Source organism: Brevundimonas sp. FG128 (genome assembly GCF_057809775.1).
Map to the genome: position 1 here is coordinate 239,371 of NZ_JBMDKP010000005.1, position 19,250 is coordinate 258,620.

Annotated in this window: 12 protein-coding genes; 9 read left to right on the top strand and 3 right to left on the bottom strand. The window is 68.4% G+C overall.

Features of this window, described 5'->3' with window-relative positions; genetic code table 11:
* The first annotated feature begins 200 nt into the window (after positions 1-200).
* On the top strand, positions 201-1,304 hold the full coding sequence (locus ACODSC_RS14465) for a LacI family DNA-binding transcriptional regulator (RefSeq protein WP_488814696.1): 1,104 nt from the start codon (positions 201-203) through the stop codon (positions 1,302-1,304).
* 19 nt (positions 1,305-1,323) lie between these two features.
* Here the strand turns inward: ACODSC_RS14465 and ACODSC_RS14470 are convergent, their stop codons facing one another.
* Positions 1,324-3,108, bottom strand: coding sequence for an IlvD/Edd family dehydratase (locus tag ACODSC_RS14470; protein WP_488814697.1), 1,785 nt, complete (start codon positions 3,106-3,108; stop codon positions 1,324-1,326).
* 67 nt (positions 3,109-3,175) lie between these two features.
* A complete protein-coding gene (locus tag ACODSC_RS14475; RefSeq protein WP_488814698.1) occupies positions 3,176-3,916 on the bottom strand; it encodes a FadR/GntR family transcriptional regulator in 741 nt (246 codons plus the stop codon).
* A 148-nt stretch (positions 3,917-4,064) separates the two neighbouring features.
* Here ACODSC_RS14475 and ACODSC_RS14480 point away from each other — a divergent pair, with 148 nt between their 5' ends.
* From ACODSC_RS14480 to ACODSC_RS14490, 3 genes are read left to right on the top strand one after another with little or no spacing between them, the layout of a single operon-like run.
* A complete protein-coding gene (locus ACODSC_RS14480; RefSeq protein ID WP_488814699.1) occupies positions 4,065-6,491 on the top strand; it encodes a glycoside hydrolase family 3 N-terminal domain-containing protein in 2,427 nt (808 codons plus the stop codon).
* Between the two features lie 5 nt (positions 6,492-6,496).
* Entirely contained in the window at positions 6,497-8,443 is a 1,947-nt protein-coding gene (locus tag ACODSC_RS14485; RefSeq protein ID WP_488814700.1) for a sialate O-acetylesterase, read from the top strand.
* Entirely contained in the window at positions 8,443-11,280 is a 2,838-nt protein-coding gene (locus ACODSC_RS14490) for a glycosyl hydrolase 115 family protein (RefSeq protein WP_488814701.1), read from the top strand. Before ACODSC_RS14485 ends, ACODSC_RS14490 begins: the two co-directional genes overlap by 1 nt.
* A 36-nt stretch (positions 11,281-11,316) precedes the next feature.
* On the opposite strand, the gene ACODSC_RS14495 is transcribed toward ACODSC_RS14490, so the two are convergent.
* Positions 11,317-13,023, bottom strand: coding sequence for a glycoside hydrolase family 43 protein (locus ACODSC_RS14495; RefSeq protein WP_488814702.1), 1,707 nt, complete (start codon positions 13,021-13,023; stop codon positions 11,317-11,319).
* Positions 13,024-13,102: 79 nt separating this feature from the next.
* Between ACODSC_RS14495 and ACODSC_RS14500 the strand changes: the two genes are divergently transcribed.
* The 5 genes from ACODSC_RS14500 (at position 13,103) to ACODSC_RS14520 (ending at position 19,249) form a co-directional block, all read left to right on the top strand.
* Complete coding sequence (locus tag ACODSC_RS14500; protein WP_488814703.1) at positions 13,103-14,239, top strand: endo-1,4-beta-xylanase; 1,137 nt, start codon at positions 13,103-13,105, stop codon at positions 14,237-14,239.
* Between the two features lie 87 nt (positions 14,240-14,326).
* Positions 14,327-15,487 carry a fumarylacetoacetate hydrolase family protein gene (locus tag ACODSC_RS14505; protein WP_488814704.1) on the top strand — a complete coding sequence of 387 codons (1,161 nt, stop codon included), beginning with the start codon at positions 14,327-14,329 and terminating at the stop codon, positions 15,485-15,487.
* Positions 15,484-16,242 (top strand): D-xylose 1-dehydrogenase, encoded by a 759-nt coding sequence (gene xylB / locus ACODSC_RS14510; RefSeq protein WP_488814705.1) that lies wholly within the window; start codon positions 15,484-15,486, stop codon positions 16,240-16,242. The genes ACODSC_RS14505 and xylB overlap by 4 nt, the downstream gene beginning before the upstream one ends.
* 52 nt (positions 16,243-16,294) lie before the next feature.
* Entirely contained in the window at positions 16,295-17,728 is a 1,434-nt protein-coding gene (locus tag ACODSC_RS14515) for a sugar porter family MFS transporter (protein ID WP_488814706.1), read from the top strand.
* Positions 17,729-17,806: 78 nt separating this feature from the next.
* Positions 17,807-19,249 (top strand): aldehyde dehydrogenase family protein, encoded by a 1,443-nt coding sequence (locus tag ACODSC_RS14520; RefSeq protein WP_488814707.1) that lies wholly within the window; start codon positions 17,807-17,809, stop codon positions 19,247-19,249.
* Position 19,250: the final 1 nt, after the last annotated feature.

Consider the following 19,250-nt stretch of genomic DNA (forward strand, 5'->3'; position numbering starts at 1 on the left):
ACCCCCTTTCGCCCTTGGACGCCAACCGGAGCAGCCTGAAAATGTCACCACGCGAGAGTGGGAGCGACGGGACGGCGCACGAGCGCCTCGGCGATCTCATTCGGCCATTCGGAAGACGCCTTGCACGTAGCGAATACCGGATGCGCGCCACCTGCACACCCTCCCTTACGCAGGCCTCCCAAGGGCGCTAAGCTGGGCTGATGGAAGACAGAAGCCCGCGCAGGACGACCCGTCGAAAGGGCGGAGGACGGACGATCGACGATGTCGCCCGCTATGCCGGCGTGTCGCCGATGACGGTGTCGCGGGTCATCAACGGCGAGCGCAATGTGCGCGAGGCGACGCGCAAGCGCGTGTCGGACGCCATCAGCGAGCTGGGTTACGCCCCCAACCAGGCCGCCCGCAGCCTGGCCAGCGCCCAGACGCTCAAGATCGGCCTGCTCTACAGCAACCCGTCCGCCGCCTATCTGAGCGAGTTTCTGCTCGGCAGTCTGGACCAGTGCAGCCGCAGCGGCGCCCAGCTGGTGGTCGAGAAATGCGAGCCGGAGGCGGGCGAGATCGTGGCGATCGAACGCCTGCTGGCCAGCGGCGTGGACGGGGTTCTGCTGCCGCCGCCGCTTTGCGATTCGGCGCAGGTGGTCGAACGGTTGAAGGCCGCCGGCCTGCCCGCCGTCGCCGTCGCCTCGGGCCAGCCGATGCCAAGCGTCTCGGCCATCCGCATCGACGACCTGGCGGCGGCCCAGGCCATGACGCGTCACCTGATCGATCTGGGCCACCGCCGCATCGCCTTCGTTCGCGGCCATCCGAACCAGACCGCCAGCGACCTGCGCTACCAGGGCTATGCCCAGGCCATGCAGGAAAGCGGCGTGGCGGTGGACGAGCGGATGATCGTCCAGGGCTATTTCACCTACCACTCCGGCCTGGATGCGGCGGACCAGCTGCTGAGCCTGCGCCACCGGCCGACAGCCATCTTCGCCAGCAACGACGACATGGCCGCCGCCGCCATTGCGGTCGCGCATCGCCAGGGGCTGGACGTGCCGCGCGACCTGACCATCGTCGGCTTCGACGACACCGCCCTGGCCAGCACGGTGTGGCCGCCGCTGACCACCATTCGCCAGCCGGTCGCGGAAATGTCGCGCGAGGCCGTATCCGTCCTGTCCGACGCCATTCGCCGCAAGCTGGGCGAGGAGCCCGCCGTGGCGGTGCGAGAACTGATGGACTTCGCCCTGATCCGGCGTCAGTCCGACGGCCATCCCCCCATCGATCCGTCGCCCGCCGCCAAACGGGGACGACGGATCAACGGCTAGGGTCGACTGCGTCTCGCGGTCAGTGGTTGTCGCGGGGCAGTCCCAAGGTATCGACGATGCGGTGGTATTTGACGGCGGGTTCCAGCACGGCGCCCGTCTCCAGTTCGCCCACCATCGAGCGCTGGATCTCTTGCCACGGCGTCTGCGACGCGGGATATTTGTAGCCCCCGGCCGCCTCGAACGCCCGGCGACGCTCCGCCATCTGTTCGGCGTCGAGCAGCACGTCCACCTTGCGGGTGTTCAGGTCGATACGCAGGCGGTCGCCGGTCTTCAGCAGGGCGATATTGCCGCCCGTCGCCGCTTCCGGCGAGGCGTTCAGGATGGACGGCGAACCGGAGGTGCCCGACTGGCGCCCGTCGCCGATGCACGGCAGGGCGTGAACGCCCTGGGTGATCAGATAGGACGGCGGGCGCATGTTCACGACCTCGGCCGCGCCGGGGTGACCGACCGGGCCCGCGCCGCGCATCACTAGGATGCTGTCGGTGGTGATGCCCTCGGCCGGATCGTCGATGCGGTGGTGGTAATCCTCGGGCCCGTCGAAGACGACGACCGTGCCCTCGAAGGCTTCGGGGTCGTTCGGGTCGGACAGGTAGCGGTCGCGGAACTCAGGCGAGATGACGCTGGTCTTCATCACCGCGCTGTCGAACACATTGCCCGACAGGACCAGGAAGCCCGCGTCCTCGACCAGGGCGTCGTCGAAGGTGCGGATGACGTCGGGCAGGACGATGCCGGCGTCGCGGCAGTTGTCGCCCATCGAGCGGCCATTCACCGTCAGGGCGTTCTCGTGGATCAGGCCGTGCTTCATCAGTTCGGCGACCACCGCCGGCACGCCGCCGGCCTGGTGATAGTCCTCGCCCAGATATTTGCCGGCCGGCTGCAGGTTGACCAGCAGCGGCACCTTGTGGCCCACCGCCTCCCAGGTCTGCAGCGGCAGGTCGATGCCCGAGTGGCGCGCCAGGGCGGTCAGGTGGATGGGCGCATTGGTCGAGCCGCCGATGGCGGAGTTGACGACAATGGCGTTCTCGAACGCCTCGCGCGTCAGGATCTTGGACGGCTTCAGGTCCTCGCGGACCATGTCGACGATGCGCAGGCCGGTCTTGTAGGCGACCTGGGGCCGCTCGCGGTAGGGCGCGGGAATGGCGGCAGACCCAGGCAGGCTCATGCCCAAGGCCTCGGCCAGGCTGTTCATGGTCGTGGCCGTGCCCATGGTGTTGCAATAGCCGACCGACGGCGCGGAGGTGGCGACCAGGTCGATGAACTCCTCATAGCCGATCTCGCCGGCCGCCATCATCTCGCGGGCCTTCCAGATGATGGTGCCCGAGCCGACCCGCTCGCCCTTGTGCCAGCCGTTCAGCATGGGCCCGACCGACAGGGCGATGGCGGGGATGTCCACCGTCGCCGCCGCCATCAGACAGGCGGGCGTGGTCTTGTCGCAGCCGATGGTCAGAACCACCCCGTCGATCGGATAGCCGTACAGCAGCTCGACCAGACCCATATAGGCCAGGTTCCGATCCAGGCCGGCCGTCGGGCGCTTGCCGGTTTCCTGGATGGGATGGACCGGAAACTCCAGCGCGATGCCGCCCGCCTCGCGGATGCCTTCGCGCACGCGCTTGGCCAGTTCGATGTGATGACGGTTGCAGGGCGACAGGTCCGACCCCGTCTGGGCGATGCCGATGATCGGCTTGCCCGAGCGAAGCTCTTCAAGCGTCAGACCGTAGTTCAGATAACGCTCGAGATAGAGCGCAGTCATGTCCGGGTTCGACGGATTGTCGAACCACGCACGGGAACGCAGGGGCTTGGTCATGGGGCACTCGGGAAAGGGGAGATTACTCAGACAAATACCCCTTCCCGGTATGGCTTGGCAATGGCGTCTAGCGATCTTCCAGAGCGTCGGCGGCCTGGGCGCGCGAATTGGCGACCAGCACGTCCATGGCGTGACGCGCGGCGGCGGCGTCGCCCGCCGCGATACCGTCGAAGACGGCCCAGTGTTCGGGCATGGGGTCGGGCGGCAGCTTGTGTTTGCGGCTCTTGTAGAAGGTGGTCCAGCGCACGCCGGCGCCGATGGTGGAGGCCAGGCTGGCCAGGGGCGGATTGCCGGTGGCGTCCAGCACCAGTTGGTGGAAGTCGCGGTCGGCCGCCTGACCCGTGTCGGTCTTCAACCCTGCCCGCTCCATGGTCTGCAACGCCTCACGCATCGCCTCGACCTGGGCCTCCGTGCGACGTTCGGCGGCCAGGGCGGCGGCGGCGGGTTCGACGATCATGCGCAGTTCGAACAACCCCTCGACCAGGGCGCGGGCGGGCTCGGCCTCGAAGAACCAGGCCAGGACATGGGGGTCCAGCAGGTTCCAGCGCGTCATGTCCGTCACCCGCGTGCCGACGCGGGGCCGGCTTTCCACCAGCCCCTTGGCGGCCAGAATGCGCACGGCCTCGCGGTAGGCGCTGCGCGAGACCTGAAGCCGCTCGCTGAACTCGATTTCATTACTGAGGATGTCGCCCGGCTGATGTCGGCCCGACACGATCTCGACCCCCAGCTGATGGGCGATGGAGCCGTGAAGACGTTCCTTGCCGGCCTTGGGGCGACGGGTGGGCTTTTGATCGATTGACGCAGGCATCTGATTTTTCCGATAGCTCGACGGCGTATAGCGCGGTGCGACACCAAGCGCCGATTGACGGCTAGACCATAACAGCCTTATCGTGAATGGTAGCGCTATCATCGCTGGACGGGAATTCCGAACTGGCGGGGCACATAGGGAGAAGACCATGACCATCGCCGACGGCCGCACCATCACGCTCGCTCGCCGCACCTTCGTCACCGGCTTGTTGGGGGCGGTCGCGACCGCGCCGCTCGCCGGCGCCGCCCGCGCCCAGACCGCTCCGCCCGAAGCCGGCGCCCTGTACAAGGACGCCGCCCAGCCCGTCGCCGCGCGGGTCGAGGACCTGCTGCGCCGCATGACGCTGGAGGAGAAGGTCTCCCAGATGGTCGGCATCTGGGAGAAGAAGGGCGACATCCAGACCGCCACCGGCGACTTCGCCCCGGCCAAGGCCTCGCAGGTCTTCCCCCATGGCCTGGGCCAGATTTCGCGCCCGTCGGACTTCCGCGGCGTCGATCCCAGCGCGAACGGTGCGGCCGGCGCCTCGGGCGAAGCGGTCAATCGCGACGCGCGCCAGACGGCCGACTACATCAACGCCGCCCAGCGCTGGGCCGTCGAACAGACGCGTCTGGGCATCCCCATCATCATGCACGAGGAGGCGCTGCACGGTTATGTGGCGCGCGGCGCGACCAGCTTCCCGCAGTCGATCGCCCTGGCCTCGACCTGGGATCCCGCCCTGGTCACCCGGGTCTTCTCGGTCGCAGCGCGCGAGATGCGCGCGCGCGGCGCCCAGCTGGCGCTGGCCCCCGTCGTCGACGTGGCCCGCGACCCCCGCTGGGGCCGTATCGAGGAAACCTATGGCGAGGACCCGCATCTGGTCTCCGAAATGGGCCTGGCGGCGATCCGCGGCTTCCAGGGCGAGACCCTGCCGCTGGCGCCGGACAAGGTCATGGTCACGCTGAAGCACATGACCGGCCACGGCCAGCCCGAGAACGGCACCAACGTCGGCCCGGCCGATATCTCGGAACGGACACTGCGCGAGAACTTCTTCCCGCCGTTCGAGCGGGCGGTGAAGGAACTGCCGGTCCAGGCCGTTATGGCCTCCTACAACGAGATCGACGGCCTGCCTTCACACGCCAACCGCTGGCTACTGCACGACGTGCTGCGCGGCGAGTGGGGCTACAAGGGGTCGGTGGTGTCCGACTATTTCGCCATCCGCGAACTGAACACCCGCCACAAGATGTTCGCCACCCTGCAAGAGGCGGCGGCGCGGGCGCTGGACGCCGGGGTGGACATCGAACTGCCCGACGGCGAGGGCTACAACCACCTGCCGGAGCTGGTGCGGTCGGGCAAGGTGACCGAGGCCCAGATCGACGAGGCGGTGCGCCGCCTGCTAACCATGAAGTTCCTGACGGGCGTGTTCGAAAACCCCTACGTCGATGCGGCGACGGCTGAGTCCAAAGAAGCCACGCCGGACGCCATCGCCCTGGCGCGTGAGACGGCGCAGCGCGCCATGGTCCTGCTGAAGAACGACAAGGGCGTCCTGCCGCTGCAGGCCGACCGCATCCGCAAGCTGGCCGTGCTGGGCACCCACGCCCGCGACACGCCGATCGGCGGCTATTCCGAGGTGCCGCGCCACGTCGTCAGCGTTCTGGAAGGCCTTCAGGCCGAGGGGCGCGGCAAGTTCGAGGTGGTCTATTCGGAGGCCGTTCGCGTCACCGAGGCGCGGATCTGGGCGGCCGACGAGGTCAAGCTGGTCGATCCGGCCGTCAACGCCCGCCTGATCGAACAGGCTGTGGCTGACGCCCGCGACGCCGACGTCATCGTCATGGTGCTGGGCGACAACGAGCAGACCAGCCGCGAGGCCTGGGCCGACAACCACCTGGGCGACCGGGACTCCATCGACCTGCTGGGCCAACAGAACGACCTGGCCCGCGCCGTCTTCGCCCTGAACAAGCCGACGGTGGTGCTGCTGCTGAACGGCCGGCCGCTGTCGGTGAACTATCTGGCGGAGAATGCGCCGGCCCTGATCGAGGGCTGGTATCTGGGCCAGGAAACCGGCCACGCCGTCGCCGACGTGCTGTTCGGCCGCGTCAGCCCCGGCGGCAAGCTGCCGGTGTCGATCGCCCGTTCGGTGGGCCAGTTGCCGATCTTCTACAACTACAAGCCCAGCGCGCGCCGCGGCTATCTGTTCGACACCACCGCGCCGCTCTATCCGTTCGGCTACGGCCTCAGCTACACCACCTTCGAAATGTCCGAGCCGCGCCTGGCGCGGTCCAGCATCGGCATGGGCCAGAGCGTGCAGGTGTCGGTGGACGTCAGGAACACCGGCCGCATGAAGGGCGACGAAGTGGTCCAGCTGTATGTCCGCGACGACCTCGCCTCGGTCACCCGTCCGGTCAAGGAACTGAAGCACTTCAAGCGCGTGACGCTGGAGCCCGGCGCCCGCACGACGGTGACGTTCGAGATCAAGCCGTCCGACCTGTGGTTCTGGAACATCGACATGGAGCGGGTGGTCGAACCCGGGACCTTCACCCTCAGCGCCGGGCCCAACTCGGCGGATCTGAAGTCCGCCACCCTGACCGTGACGGCGTAAGTCCCATGCAACGTCCCGTCGTCGCCGCCCTTGGCCTCTTGCTGGCGGCGACGCCGGCGTTCGCCCAAGTTCCCGCCCCCGCCCCGAGCGCCGTCCCGACCCTGGCGGCGATCTTTTCCGATCACGCCGTGCTGCAGCGCGACAGGCCGGTCCCGGTCTGGGGCGCGGCGCCGGCGGGGACGGCCCTGACCGTCGAGTTGAACGGCCAGACCGTGCGCGCCACGGTGGGCGCGGACGGCCGCTGGCGCGTGGAACTGCCGGCCCAACCGGCGGGGGGGCCCTATACGCTGCGGGTCCGCGACGCGGCGGGCGGCGAAGCGACGGCGCAGGACGTCCTGATCGGCGACGTCTGGCTGTGCTCGGGCCAATCCAACATGGAGCTGCCGATCGAGCGCACGCTGAACGCGCCCAGCATCATCAGTTCGGCCAATGACGACGGCATCCGGCTGATCACGGTGCAGAAGGATTTCGACGCAAAGGCGCAGGACGGGTTCCGAAACGCCCTGGCCTGGGCGCCGGCGTCTCCCGCCTCGGTCGGGGCCTTTTCGGCCGCCTGCTATTATTTCGCCCAGGACCTGCGGCGCGACCACGACGTGCCCATGGGGCTGATCAGCAGCAGCTGGGGCGGCTCCAACATCGAGACCTGGATGACGCCGCAGGCGCTCGGCCCGCTGGGCTATGACGAGCCGCTGTCGATCTTGTCGGAAACGACGTCGGACTCGCCAGGGGCGCAGCGGCGGTGGGGCCTGCGCTGGCAGGCGTGGTGGAGCGGGCAGGCTTCCGACACGCCCTGGTCGCCCGACGACGCCGGCGCCTGGACGCCGGTTCCGGCGATGGAGCCGTGGGAACGCTGGGGCGTGCCGGAACTGGCCGAATACAACGGCATGGTCTGGTATCGGCTGGACATCGACCTGACCGCCGATCAGGCCCGCGCCGCGCAGACGCTGTCGCTAGGCGACGTCGACGAGGCGGACCAGACCTGGGTCAATGGCGTGGCCGTCGGCGCGTCCGGCTCGGGCGATCGGCTTTACGCCGTGCCCGCAGGCCTGTTGAAGGCGGGACGCAACACGGTCGTCGTCAACGCCTACGACAGCTGGGCGGTCGGAGGACTGTACGGCCCGACCGAGAAACGCGCCCTGGTGCTGGCCGACGGCGGAAGCATTCCGCTGGACCCGGCCGGCTGGCGCTATCGCGTGGCGCGCGGTGTGACCGCCGCCCCGCCGCGCGCGCCTTGGTCCTCGACCTCGGGCCTGACGACCATCGGCAACGCCATGATCGCGCCGCTGCACGACTACGGCCTGAAGGGCGCCCTCTGGTACCAGGGGGAATCGAACACCGGCGCCGGCAAGCAATATCAGGCGCTGCTCGCCGGTCTGATGGCCGACTGGCGGCGGCGGTTCGGGCCGGACCTGTCCTTCCTAGTGGTGCAACTTGCCAACTTCGGCGCGCCGCCGACGGCGCCGGCTCCCTCAGGCTGGGCCGAGGTGCGCGAAAGCCAAAGGCTGGCCGTCGCCGCAGACGACAACGCGGGCCTGGCCGTGGCCATCGACCTGGGCGATCGCTGGGACATCCACCCGGCGCAGAAGCAGGAGCTGGGACGTCGCCTGGCCCGCGCCGCGCGACACGTCGTCTACGGCGACCCCGCCCCGCCTTCAGGTCCGATCCCAGCCTCCGCGCGACGCGACGGCGACGACATCGTCGTGGCGTTCGACGATGTGGCCGGCGCGCTGAAGACGCTCAGCGGCGCCCAGGCCATCGGCTTTGAGCTGTGCGAGGGCGACGACTGCCGCTACGCCGTCTCGGCGGTGGCGTCCGGCCGCGAGGTCCGGCTGTCCGCGCCGAACGATTCGTCGGCGACCGAGGTCCGCTTCTGCTGGGCCGACAGCCCCGTGTGCAATCTGTACGACGAGGCCGGCCTGCCTGCTGGTCCGTTCCGTATGGCGGTGCGCTGATGCGCCGGCTGAACCTGGGTCTTGCAGTTGTTGCGGCCGCGCTGGTGATCGACGCGGGCGGACCCGTCCTCGCCTGCGAAGGCGCGGTGGCCGTGTGCGCTCAGCCCGCAGACGACGGCCTGCACCTGATCATCGACGGCCATCCAGCCCGGGTGGTGACCGATCCCGGCGACTGGCCCGGCGTGATCCGCGCGGCTCGCGATCTGCAGGCGGACCTGGGCCGCGTTTCGGGCGGCGGCGCGCCGGTCGAGGACGGGCCGGTGGTGCTGGTGGGGACGGCGGGACGCAACGCCGTGATCGACAAACTGATCGCCGACGGCCGCCTGCAAGCGCCCACCGGCTGGGACGGCTATGTGCAAGCGGTGGTCGAGCACCCGGCGGAAGGGATCGATCGCGCCCTGGTGATCGCAGGCGCCGACAAGCGCGGCTCGGTCTACGGCGCCTACGACATCTCCGAGCGGGCCGGGGTGTCGCCCTGGAACTGGTGGGCGGATGTGCCCGTGCCGGTGCGCCGCGACCTGTCCCTGACGCCGGGCGAACGCAGCGATGCGCCGGGCGTGCGCTATCGCGGCATCTTCCTGAACGACGAAGATCCTGCGTTGAAGGGCTGGGTCGATAAGACCTATGGCGGCTTCAACCACGCCTTCTACGAGAAGGTGTTCGAACTGATCCTGCGGCTGAAGGGCAACTTCCTGTGGCCCGCCATGTGGGGCAAGGCCTTCTCTGACGACGATCCGCTGAACGCGGTGCTGGCGGACGAATACGGCGTGGTCATCGGCACCTCGCACCACGAACCCCTGGCGCGCGCCCACGTCGAATGGGAACGCTATGGCCAAGGCGCCTGGGACTGGCGGACCAACCGCGAGAAACTAAGCGACTTCTGGCGGGACGGAATGCGTCGGCGCGGCGCCACCGAAAGCCTGGTGACCATCGGCATGCGCGGCGACGGCGACGAGGCGATGACCGAAGGCACGGCCATCCCCCTGTTGGAAGACATCGTCCGCTCTCAGCGTCAGATCATCGAGGACGTCACCGGAAAGCCCGCCGCCGAGACGCCCCAGGTCTGGGGCCTCTACAAGGAGGTTCAGGACTATTACGATCAGGGGATGCAGGTTCCCGACGACGTGACCCTGCTGTTCGCCGACGACAACTGGGGCAACATCCGCCGCCTGCCGGGGCCGGCCGAGCGGCCGGGAGGCTCGGGGGTCTATTATCACTTCGACTATGTCGGCGGGCCGCGGAACTACAAGTGGCTGAACACGACTCAGAATGAGCGGACCTGGGAGCAGATGCGCCTGGCGTGGCAGGCGGGGGCGGACCGGCTGTGGGTCGTCAACGTCGGCGACCTGAAGCCGATGGAGGTCCCCATCGACTTCTTCATGGACCAGGCGTGGGACCCGGAGGCGATGACGGTCGAGCGGATGGCCGGCTGGTCGCGCGACTGGGCGCAGGCCCAGTTCGGTGAAGCCTATGCCGCCGAGATCGCCGAACTGATCGACCTCTACACCCGCTACAACAGTCGTCGGAAACCCGAGCTGATCGGGCCGGACACCTTCAGCCTGGTCAACCACGACGAGGCCGACCGGATCGAGACGGAATGGATCGAACTGGCGGCGCGGGCGGACAAGGTGCGGGCAAGCCTGCCTGCGGAATACGACGACGCCTTCGTCCAGCTGGTCTGGTTCCCGATCCAGGCCAGCGGCAATGTGACGGCGCTGCACATCGAAACCGGACGCAACCGGCTCTACGCCGCCCAGGGCCGCTGGCAGGCGGCGCAGACGGCGGCCGAAGCCGTGCGCGCCCGCTTTGCGCGCGATGAGGAACTGGAGGCGATCTACCACGGGCTGAAGGGCGGCAAGTGGGATCACATGATGGCCCAAACCCACATCAGCTACACCTACTGGCAGCAGCCCGAGCGGGATGTCATGCCCGACCTGGCCGAGGACAAAGCCTCGCGCGGCGCCCACCTGGGCGTGGCGGTGGAAGGCGGTTCCGAACCGCTGGCGCCCGGCGCGCAGGCGGCCCTGCCCGAGCTTTCGCCCTATGGCCCGGCGCGCTGGATTGAGCTGTTCGACCGGGGCGATCGACCCGCCGATTTCAGCATTGAATCGGGCGCGCCCTGGCTGAAGCCGTCACGCACGACCGGGCAGGCCGGGGCCACAACGCGGATCATGCTGTCGGCCGACTGGCCGGCCGTCCCTGCGGGACGCCATGAGGTCCCGGTTACGATCTCCGGTCCGGATGGAAAGGTCGTCGTCACCGCCGTGGTGAACAAGCCCGCCGAGGCGCCGGCCGCCGGACGCTTCGTCGAGACCGATGGCGTAGTGGCGGTCGAGGCGGTCGATTACGCCCGCGCCGTAAGCGGCCCCCAGGTCGTCTGGCAGGTCGCGCCCGGCCTGGGTCGCACGGGATCGGCCGTGACGACGGCCTCGTCCGACGTGGTCGGGCTGACGCCGGGCGGCGACGGACCCCGGCTGGAGTACGACCTTTTCCTGACCGAGGCGGGCGAGGCGGAGGTGCAGCTGTGGCTGTCGCCGACGCTGGACTTCCGCGGTCGCGACGGCTTGCGCTACGCCGTGTCGATCGACGACGGCCCGGCCCAGGGGGTGACGCTGGACCTGCGCGCGGCCGGGAACGGTGAGAGCGCCGACTGGGATCGCGCCGTGTCGGACAATGTCGCGCGGACGATCTCGCACCATCGGATCGCGACGTCGGGACCGCACACGGTCAAGGTCTGGCTTGTCGATTCCGGCCTGGTGTTCCAGCGGCTGGTGGTGGCGATGAAGCCCCTGCCCGACAGCTATATGGGACCGCCCGACAGCGCGAAGGCGGACTAGAAACCTCCCTCTCCTGACGGGAGAGGGAGGCTCGGTTCACTGTGACGCCGATTGGGCGAAGGGGCCGAAGACGGCGCCGACGAAGCCGCCGGCGGTGCGGGTGCTGAGCAGTTTGCCGTCCGCATTTGCCAGCACGGTGGACCAGTCGCCCTCTCCTTGCGCGACCGCGAAGTCGTAGCGATCACCGCGTCCGGCGATGCGGAACCGGATCGGCCCCTCCCCGGCCAGCGGCCGACTGGCGAGCAGTTCGCCCGCGCTCGCCTGGTCAGGGCCGGCGCGGCGGCGCAGTTCGACGACCACGGCGCCGTCGCGACGCACCGCCGACAGGGCGTACCAGAAGTCGTCGCTCTGGAGCACGGCGAGGCCCGCACGGTCGCCCTCGCGCGTCGGCGCGGCGCGCAGCACAGTCTGGGCTTCCGCGTCCTGATGCTGCTGGCGGCGGCCCAGGAAGGACGGATTGGCGTTGTCGCCCAGGCCGACCGGTCGCGCCTTCAGCGTCAGGGCGCCGGGATGGGACGCCAGATCAAACCAGGTCTCGCGCGGATTGCGCAGCATCATCCAGTAGGGCGGCAGGGCCGGACCGTCGAACTCGTCCGCCACCTCGAAATCGCCGTTGGTGGGCACGGCCGGCGCGGGTTGGGCCGGCAGGTTCGGCCGCTCGCCGACGTAGGGGATGACCTCGCCCGACTTCAGAATGACGGGCCAGTCGCCGGACCAGTCCACCGGCAGCATGAAGGTCTCGCGCCCGGTGTTGTAGAAATCGCCCTCATAGGGGCGCACCGCCAGGAAGGTCGCCGCCCATGAACCGTCCGGCAGTTGCACCAGATCGGCGTGGCCAGCCGAGGTGATGGGATTGGCGCGGTCGCGCGGCAGATCACGCTGGGTCAGGATCGGATTGCCGGACCAGGGCTCGTAGGGGCCGTCAGGCTTGCGCGACCGCAGCACGACCTGGGAATGGCCCTCGGCCGTGCCGCCTTCGGCGCAGACCAGATAATACCAGTCGCCCTTGCGGATGATGTGCGGGCCTTCGATCCAGATGGGGTTGGTCGAGGGGTCCACGCCGCCGTCCACCAGCACCTTGCGCGGTCCGACGGTCTTTTTCTGCTCAGGATCGAAGCGCTGGATCCAGATGGCGCGGTGGCCTTCGTATCGCGGCGTTCCCTCCGGCGGGCCATTGTTGACGATCCAGGCCGAGCCGTCGGTGTCGAAGAACAGGCCGGGGTCGATGCCGCCCTTCAGATCGGGCAGCCAGACCGGATCGGACCAGGGACCGGCCGGATCGGAGGCTGTGATCAGGAAGTTGTCGCCGCAATCGACGCAGGTGTTCAGGATGTAGAATGTCCCGTCCCTATGCTCGATCGTCGGGGCGAACACGCCGCGCGAGAGGCCCAGCGTGCCGAAATCCAGCTGATCGGGCCGGTCGATGGCGTTGCCGATCTGGGTCCAGCTGACCAGGTCGCGGCTGTGAAAGACTGGAATGCCGGGGAAGTAGGAGAAGGTCGACGTCACCAGATAATAGTCGTCGCCGACGCGGGTGATCGAGGGATCGGGATAGAAGCCCTGCAGGATCGGATTGCGATACTGATCCGCCGTCGGTTCGGGCCCCTGATGCGCCGCGTCGGATCCCCGATAGACGAAGCGATCGAACACCGCTTCCTGCGCCGTCGCCGAGCCTGCCGCCATCAGGCCCGATGTCCCCAAGGCGGTGACGGCGGTCAGCGCCGCCCAATGTTTCCGACCCATAGCAAACCTCCCCTGTCGTTTTTACTTGTCTGAGTTTTGGCATTCGGCTCTTGTTAGCGCAACCATAAGGAGGAAGACGATGATCCACGGCCTGACCCGACGCGGCCTGATGGCGGCCGCCGGCGCCGTTGCGACGGCTCCGGTCCTGGCGGCCTTCGCCGCAGAACCCAGCCTGAGCGATCTGGCCCGCGCCAACGGCCGGTTCTTCGGCAGCGCCGTGGGCGCCGGCGAGGTCGGCGTCACGGCCTCCCTGGGCGACGCCACCTATCGCAGCCTTCTGACAAAGGAGTGCGGGCTTCTGGTCTGCGAGAACGAGATGAAGTGGTATGTGCTGCGGCCCGACCCCGACACGTTCGACTTCTCGCGCGCCGACCGGATCGCCGAGTTTGCGCGCGAGAACGCCATGGACCTGCGCGGCCACACCCTGTTGTGGCACCATCCCCAGTGGTTCCCGGCGTGGGTGGCGACCCACGATTTCGGACCCCAGCCCGCAACGGCGGCCGAGGCCATGGTGGTCGATCACATCCAGCGCGTCCCCGGTCGTTATCCGCAGATCCGGTCCTGGGATGTGGTCAACGAGACGGTGGACGCCGACACCGGCGAACTGCGCGAGACCGCGCTGTCGCGCGCCATGGGCCAGTCCGTCCTCGACGTCGCCTTCCACACGGCGCGCGAGGCCGCGCCCCAGGCCCAACTGGTCTATAACGACTATATGAGCTGGGAGGCCGGGCACGAGAAACACCGGGCCGGGGTGTTGAGGCTGCTGGAAGGGTTCAAGGCGCGCGGCGTGCCGATCGACGCCCTGGGCGTCCAGAGCCACATCGGTTCGGGCAATAGCGACGACTCGGTCGGCTTCGACACCGCCCAGGAACGCGAATGGCGCGCCTTCATGGACGAGGTGGTCGGCATGGGGCTGGAGGTCGTGATTACCGAGTTCGACGTCCACGACAAGAACCTGCCTGCCGACATCCCGACGCGCGATGCGGCCGTCGCCGACCTGGGGCGTCGCTATCTGGACCTGATGCTGGCCTATCCGCAGACGACCGGCGTGGTCGCCTGGGGAATGGCGGATTCCCACACCTGGCTGCAGGGTAACTGGCCCCGCGCCGACGGCCTGTCCAAACGCCCGACCCCCTATGATGCGCAGGGTCGCGCCAAGCCGCTGCGCGAGGCGATCGCGGCCGCCTTCCGTTCCGCGCCCGTCAGGCCGGCCTAGCATCACCCTTGACGGTGGACCGTCAGGCGATGATGATAGCGCTAACACTTTAGAACCGCTCTGCATCGACGGAGCTGGCGGGGGGAAATGACGACGCTTATCCAAGATCTGCCTGCCGATTGGCGCGAGGGCGTCTTCCTCGGCCGGCTGAGCCTGCCTGACGGACCGACGCCGGTCCTCGTGCGCAAAGGCCATGTGTTCGACATCTCGGCCTGGGCGCCGACGACGGCGCAGGCCGCCGCCCGTCCGGGCCTAGCCGATGCGCCGGGCGAGGACCTGGGCGACCTCGAGGCCCTGAACCTGACCGCCGCCTGGGACGACGCAAGCGCGTGCCCTCGCCTGCTGTCGCCCGTCGATCTGCAATGCATCAAGGCCTCGGGCGTCACCTTCGCCGTTTCGGCGGTCGAGCGGGTGATCGAGGAACGTGCGCGCGGCGACGCCGACAAGGCCCTGGAAATCCGCGAGGCCCTGGCCGATCGCGTCGGCGCCGATCTGTCCGCCGTCAAGCCGGGATCGGAACAGGCCTATGCGCTGAAGGACGCCCTGATCGCCGACGGCCTGTGGTCGCAGTATCTGGAAGTCGCCATCGGCAAGGACGCGGAAATCTTCACCAAGGCGCCCGTGCTGTCGTCGGTCGGCTGGGGTGATCTGGTCGGGGTCCGTTCCGACAGCGCCTGGAACAACCCGGAGCCCGAGGTCGCCATCCTGTGCGACCCGACCGGCCGCCCCATCGGCGCGGCCCTGGGCAACGACGTCAACCTGCGCGACATCGAGGGGCGGTCCGCCCTGCTGCTGGGCAAGGCCAAGGACAATAACGCCTCCGCCGCCCTGGGGCCTTTCGTCCGCCTGTTCGACGACGGTTTCGGCATGGACGATGTGCGAAAGGCGACCGTGTCGCTGGAAGTGCGGGGCGAGGACGGTTTCGTGCTGGAGGGCGCGTCGTCCATGAGCCTGATCAGCCGCGATCCGCTGGACCTGATCGGCCAGACCTTGAACGCCGACCACCAGTATCCGGACGGCTTCATCCTCTACCTCGGCACCATGTTCGCACCGATCAAGGACCGCGATGCGCCCGGCCAGGGCTTCACCCACAAGATGGGTGACCTGGTGACCGTGTCGTCCCAGCGCCTGGGCACGCTGCGCAACCGCGTGACCACCGCCGACAAGGCCCCGCCGTGGACCGTCGGGGTGGTCGAACTGATGTACAATCTGGCCGGTCGCGGCCTTCTGAAGGAGCGATCGATTTGAGCGCCGCCGTCTATCCGTCCCTCAAGGGCAAGCTGGTCGTGGTCACCGGAGGCGGTTCCGGCATCGGCGCCGGCTTCACCGAGGCCTTCGCACGCCAAGGCGCGCAGGTCGTATTCCTGGACGTCGCCGTCGAGGACTCCGAGGCGCTGGCCGCCTCCTTGTCCGATCTGTCGCCCGCGCCGGTGTTCAAGCGCTGCGACCTGACCGACATCGCCGCGCTGCAGGCCTGTTTCGCCGAGATCGCCGCCGAGCACGGCGACGTCGATGTGCTGATCAACAACGCCGCCAACGACGACCGCCACACCCTGACCGAGGTGACCCCGGATTACTGGGACAACCGGCTGAACGTGAACCTGCGCCACCTCTATTTCGCCGCCCAGGCCGTGGCGCCGAAGATGCGCGAGCGCGGCGCCGGCGTGATCATCAACCTGGGCTCCATCAGCTGGCATTTGGGCCTGCCGGACCTGTCGCTGTACGAGACCGCCAAGGCCGGCATCGAGGGCATGACCCGCGCCTTGGCCCGTGAACTGGGCGTCGACGGCGTGCGCGTCGTCTGCATCGTGCCGGGCAACGTCCAGACGCCGCGGCAAATGAAATGGTACACGCCCGAGGGCGAGGCCGAGATCGTCGCCGCCCAATGCCTCAAGGGCCGCCTCCAGCCCGCCGATGTGGCGGCGCTGGGCCTGTTCCTGGCCTCGGACGACGCACGTTTGATTACTGGCCACGAATATTTCGTGGACGCCGGCTGGCGATAAGGTTTCCTAGGTTTTCACGCCCGCGTCAGACGGGTTTCAGGGAGGGTATTCAATGGCAGGACCGACGGGGGGCTCAGGCCCCGACATCGCGGGCGACGACCGCGTCAACATGGCGTTCATCGCCTTGATCGTGGCGGTCGCCACCATCGGCGGCTTCATGTTCGGCTATGATTCCGGCGTCATCAACGGCACCCAGGACGGGCTGGAGGCCGCATTCAATCTGTCGGCTCTGGGCACGGGCTTCAACGTCGGCGCCATCCTGCTGGGCTGCGCCGTCGGCGCCTTCATCGCCGGTCGTCTGGCTGACGCCATCGGCCGTCGCACGGTAATGCAGATCGCCGCCGGTCTGTTCATCATCTCGGCCTTCTGGGCCGGCGCAGCGGACAGTTCGGCCCACTTCATCATCGCCCGCTTCATCGGCGGTCTGGGCGTCGGCGCGGCCTCGGTGCTATCGCCGGCCTACATCTCCGAAGTGACCCCGGCGGCGATCCGCGGCCGTTTGTCGTCGGTTCAGCAGATCATGATCATCACCGGCCTGACCGGCGCCTTCGTGGCCAACTACGCCCTGGCGGCGACGGCCGGCGGCTCCACGGCCGAGTTCTGGATGGGCTTCCCCGCCTGGCGCTGGATGTTCTGGCTGCAGGTCATCCCCGCCGCCGTCTATCTGCTGGCCTTGCTGGTGATCCCGGAAAGCCCGCGCTACCTGGTCGTCAAGAAGAAGGACGCTGAGGCCGAGGCCGTTCTGTCCAAGCTGTTCGGCCCCGGCGCGGGCGCGCGCAAGGTGCAGGAAATCCGCGCCTCGCTCGCCGCCGACCACAAGCCCAAATTCTCGGACCTGCTGGACCCGAAGACCAAGAAGGTGCGCCCCATCGTCTGGGCCGGCCTGATCCTGGCCGTCTTCCAGCAACTGGTCGGCATCAACATCGTCTTCTACTACGGCGCCGTGCTGTGGCAGTCGGTGGGCTTCTCCGAGAACGACGCCCTGCAGATCAACATCCTGTCCGGCGTGCTTTCGATCGCGGCCTGCCTGGCCGCCATCGGCCTGATCGACAAGATCGGCCGCAAGCCTCTGCTGCTGATCGGTTCGGCCGGCATGTTCGTGACCCTGTCGGTCATGGCCTGGTGCTTCTCGCGCGCCGCCCTGGTCGACGGTTCGCTGCACCTGGACGATACGACCGGCCTGATCGCCCTGATCGCGGCCAACGCCTATGTCGTCTTCTTCAACTTCAGCTGGGGCCCGGTCATGTGGGTCATGCTGGGCGAGATGTTCCCCAACCAGATGCGCGGTTCGGCCCTGGCCGTCGCCGGCTTCGCCCAGTGGATCGCCAACTTCGGAATCTCGGTCAGCTTCCCGGCCATGGCGTCGGGTCTGGGTCTGGTCGTGACCTACGGCTTCTACGCCGTCAGCGCCCTGATCTCCTTCTTCCTGGTTCAGGTCTGGCTGAAGGAAACACGCGGTCGTGAACTGGAAGACATGACCGGCTGACCCTATCTATTAGTCTGAGTTATCCCCACACGGGCGGCGCTCCCCCGCCGCCCGTTTCCACATCGAAAGGACATCCCCATGACCGACACGCTTGAACTCTCCCACTGGATCGGCGGCGAGAAGGTCGCGGGCGACCGTTCCGGCGAAAGCCATAACCCGTCCGACACGCGCGAGATCGTCGCCCGCACGCCCAAGGGCGGCGCCGCCGAAGTCGATCAGGCCGTCGCGGCCGCCACCGACGCCTTCGAAGCTTGGTCCGAGGCCTCGCCCGAGGTTCGCTTCGACGTGCTGGACAAGGCCGGCTCGCTGATCATGGAACGGCGCGAGCAGATCGGCACGCTGCTGTCGCGCGAAGAAGGCAAGACCGTCCCCGAAGGCATTGGCGAGACCGTCCGCGCCGCGCGCATCCTGAAATATTTCGCCGGCGAGGCCCTGCGTATGCACGGCCAGAACCTGGCCTCGACCCGGCCCGGCGTCGAGGTCCAGACCTATCGCCAGGCCGTCGGCGTGTTCGGCCTGATCACGCCGTGGAACTTCCCCATCGCCATCCCGGCCTGGAAGATCGCCCCGGCCATCGCCTTCGGCAACACCGTCGTCATCAAGCCCGCCGGCCCGACGCCGGCCACGGCCGAGGCCCTGGTCGCGATCCTGCATGAGGCCGGCCTGCCCAAGGGCGTGGTCAATATGATCATCGGCGACGGCGATGTCGGCCGCGCCATCGTCGCCCATGAAGGCATCACCGGCATCAGCTTCACCGGCTCGCAAGGCGTCGGCGCCGGCGTGGCCGAGGGCGCGGTCAAGCGTCAGGCGCGGGTGCAGCTGGAAATGGGCGGCAAGAACCCGCTGATCGTGCTGGACGACGCAGACCTGGATCGCGCGGTCCAGATCGCCCTGGACGGCTCCTTCTTCGCCACGGGCCAGCGCTGCACCGCCTCCAGCCGCCTGATCGTGCAGGACGGCATCCACGACAAGTTCGTCGCCGCCCTGGGCGAGAAGGTCGCTGCGCTTCGCGTCGGCGACGCCCTGGACCCCAACACCCAGATGGGTCCGGCGGTCAGCGAGAGCCAGCGCGACGTCTCCTATAAATACATCGATATCGCCAAGGAGGCCGGCGGTCGCATCGTCACCGGCGGCGAGCGGCTGAACCTGGACAAGCCCGGCTGGTACGTCCAGCCGACCCTGATCGCCGACACGGCCGCGGACATGCGGATCAACAACGAGGAAGTGTTCGGCCCGGTCGCCTCGACCATTCGCGTCAAGTCGTATGAAGAAGCGCTGTCGGTCGCCAACGGCGTCGAGTTCGGCCTGTCGGCCGGCATCGTCACCTCGTCGCTGAAGCATGCGCGCGACTTCCAGCGCCGCGCCAAGGCCGGCATGACCATGGTCAACCTGCCTACCGCCGGCGTGGACTATCACGTACCCTTCGGCGGCTCGAAGAAGTCGTCCTACGGGTCGCGTGAACAGGGCTTCGCGGCGGTGGAGTTCTACACCCAGATCAAGACCAGCTACTCGGCGGGTTAAG

What these genes read in the sequence shown, in the direction of transcription:
- ACODSC_RS14465 (WP_488814696.1), top strand. Translation starts at nt 201, where the DNA reads ATGGAAGACAGAAGCCCGCGCAGGACGACCCGTCGAAAGGGCGGAGGA.
- ACODSC_RS14470 (WP_488814697.1), bottom strand. Translation starts at nt 3,108, where the DNA reads ATGACCAAGCCCCTGCGTTCCCGTGCGTGGTTCGACAATCCGTCGAAC.
- ACODSC_RS14475 (WP_488814698.1), bottom strand. Translation starts at nt 3,916, where the DNA reads ATGCCTGCGTCAATCGATCAAAAGCCCACCCGTCGCCCCAAGGCCGGC.
- ACODSC_RS14480 (WP_488814699.1), top strand. Translation starts at nt 4,065, where the DNA reads ATGACCATCGCCGACGGCCGCACCATCACGCTCGCTCGCCGCACCTTC.
- ACODSC_RS14485 (WP_488814700.1), top strand. Translation starts at nt 6,497, where the DNA reads ATGCAACGTCCCGTCGTCGCCGCCCTTGGCCTCTTGCTGGCGGCGACG.
- ACODSC_RS14490 (WP_488814701.1), top strand. Translation starts at nt 8,443, where the DNA reads ATGCGCCGGCTGAACCTGGGTCTTGCAGTTGTTGCGGCCGCGCTGGTG.
- ACODSC_RS14495 (WP_488814702.1), bottom strand. Translation starts at nt 13,023, where the DNA reads ATGGGTCGGAAACATTGGGCGGCGCTGACCGCCGTCACCGCCTTGGGG.
- ACODSC_RS14500 (WP_488814703.1), top strand. Translation starts at nt 13,103, where the DNA reads ATGATCCACGGCCTGACCCGACGCGGCCTGATGGCGGCCGCCGGCGCC.
- ACODSC_RS14505 (WP_488814704.1), top strand. Translation starts at nt 14,327, where the DNA reads ATGACGACGCTTATCCAAGATCTGCCTGCCGATTGGCGCGAGGGCGTC.
- ACODSC_RS14515 (WP_488814706.1), top strand. Translation starts at nt 16,295, where the DNA reads ATGGCAGGACCGACGGGGGGCTCAGGCCCCGACATCGCGGGCGACGAC.
- ACODSC_RS14520 (WP_488814707.1), top strand. Translation starts at nt 17,807, where the DNA reads ATGACCGACACGCTTGAACTCTCCCACTGGATCGGCGGCGAGAAGGTC.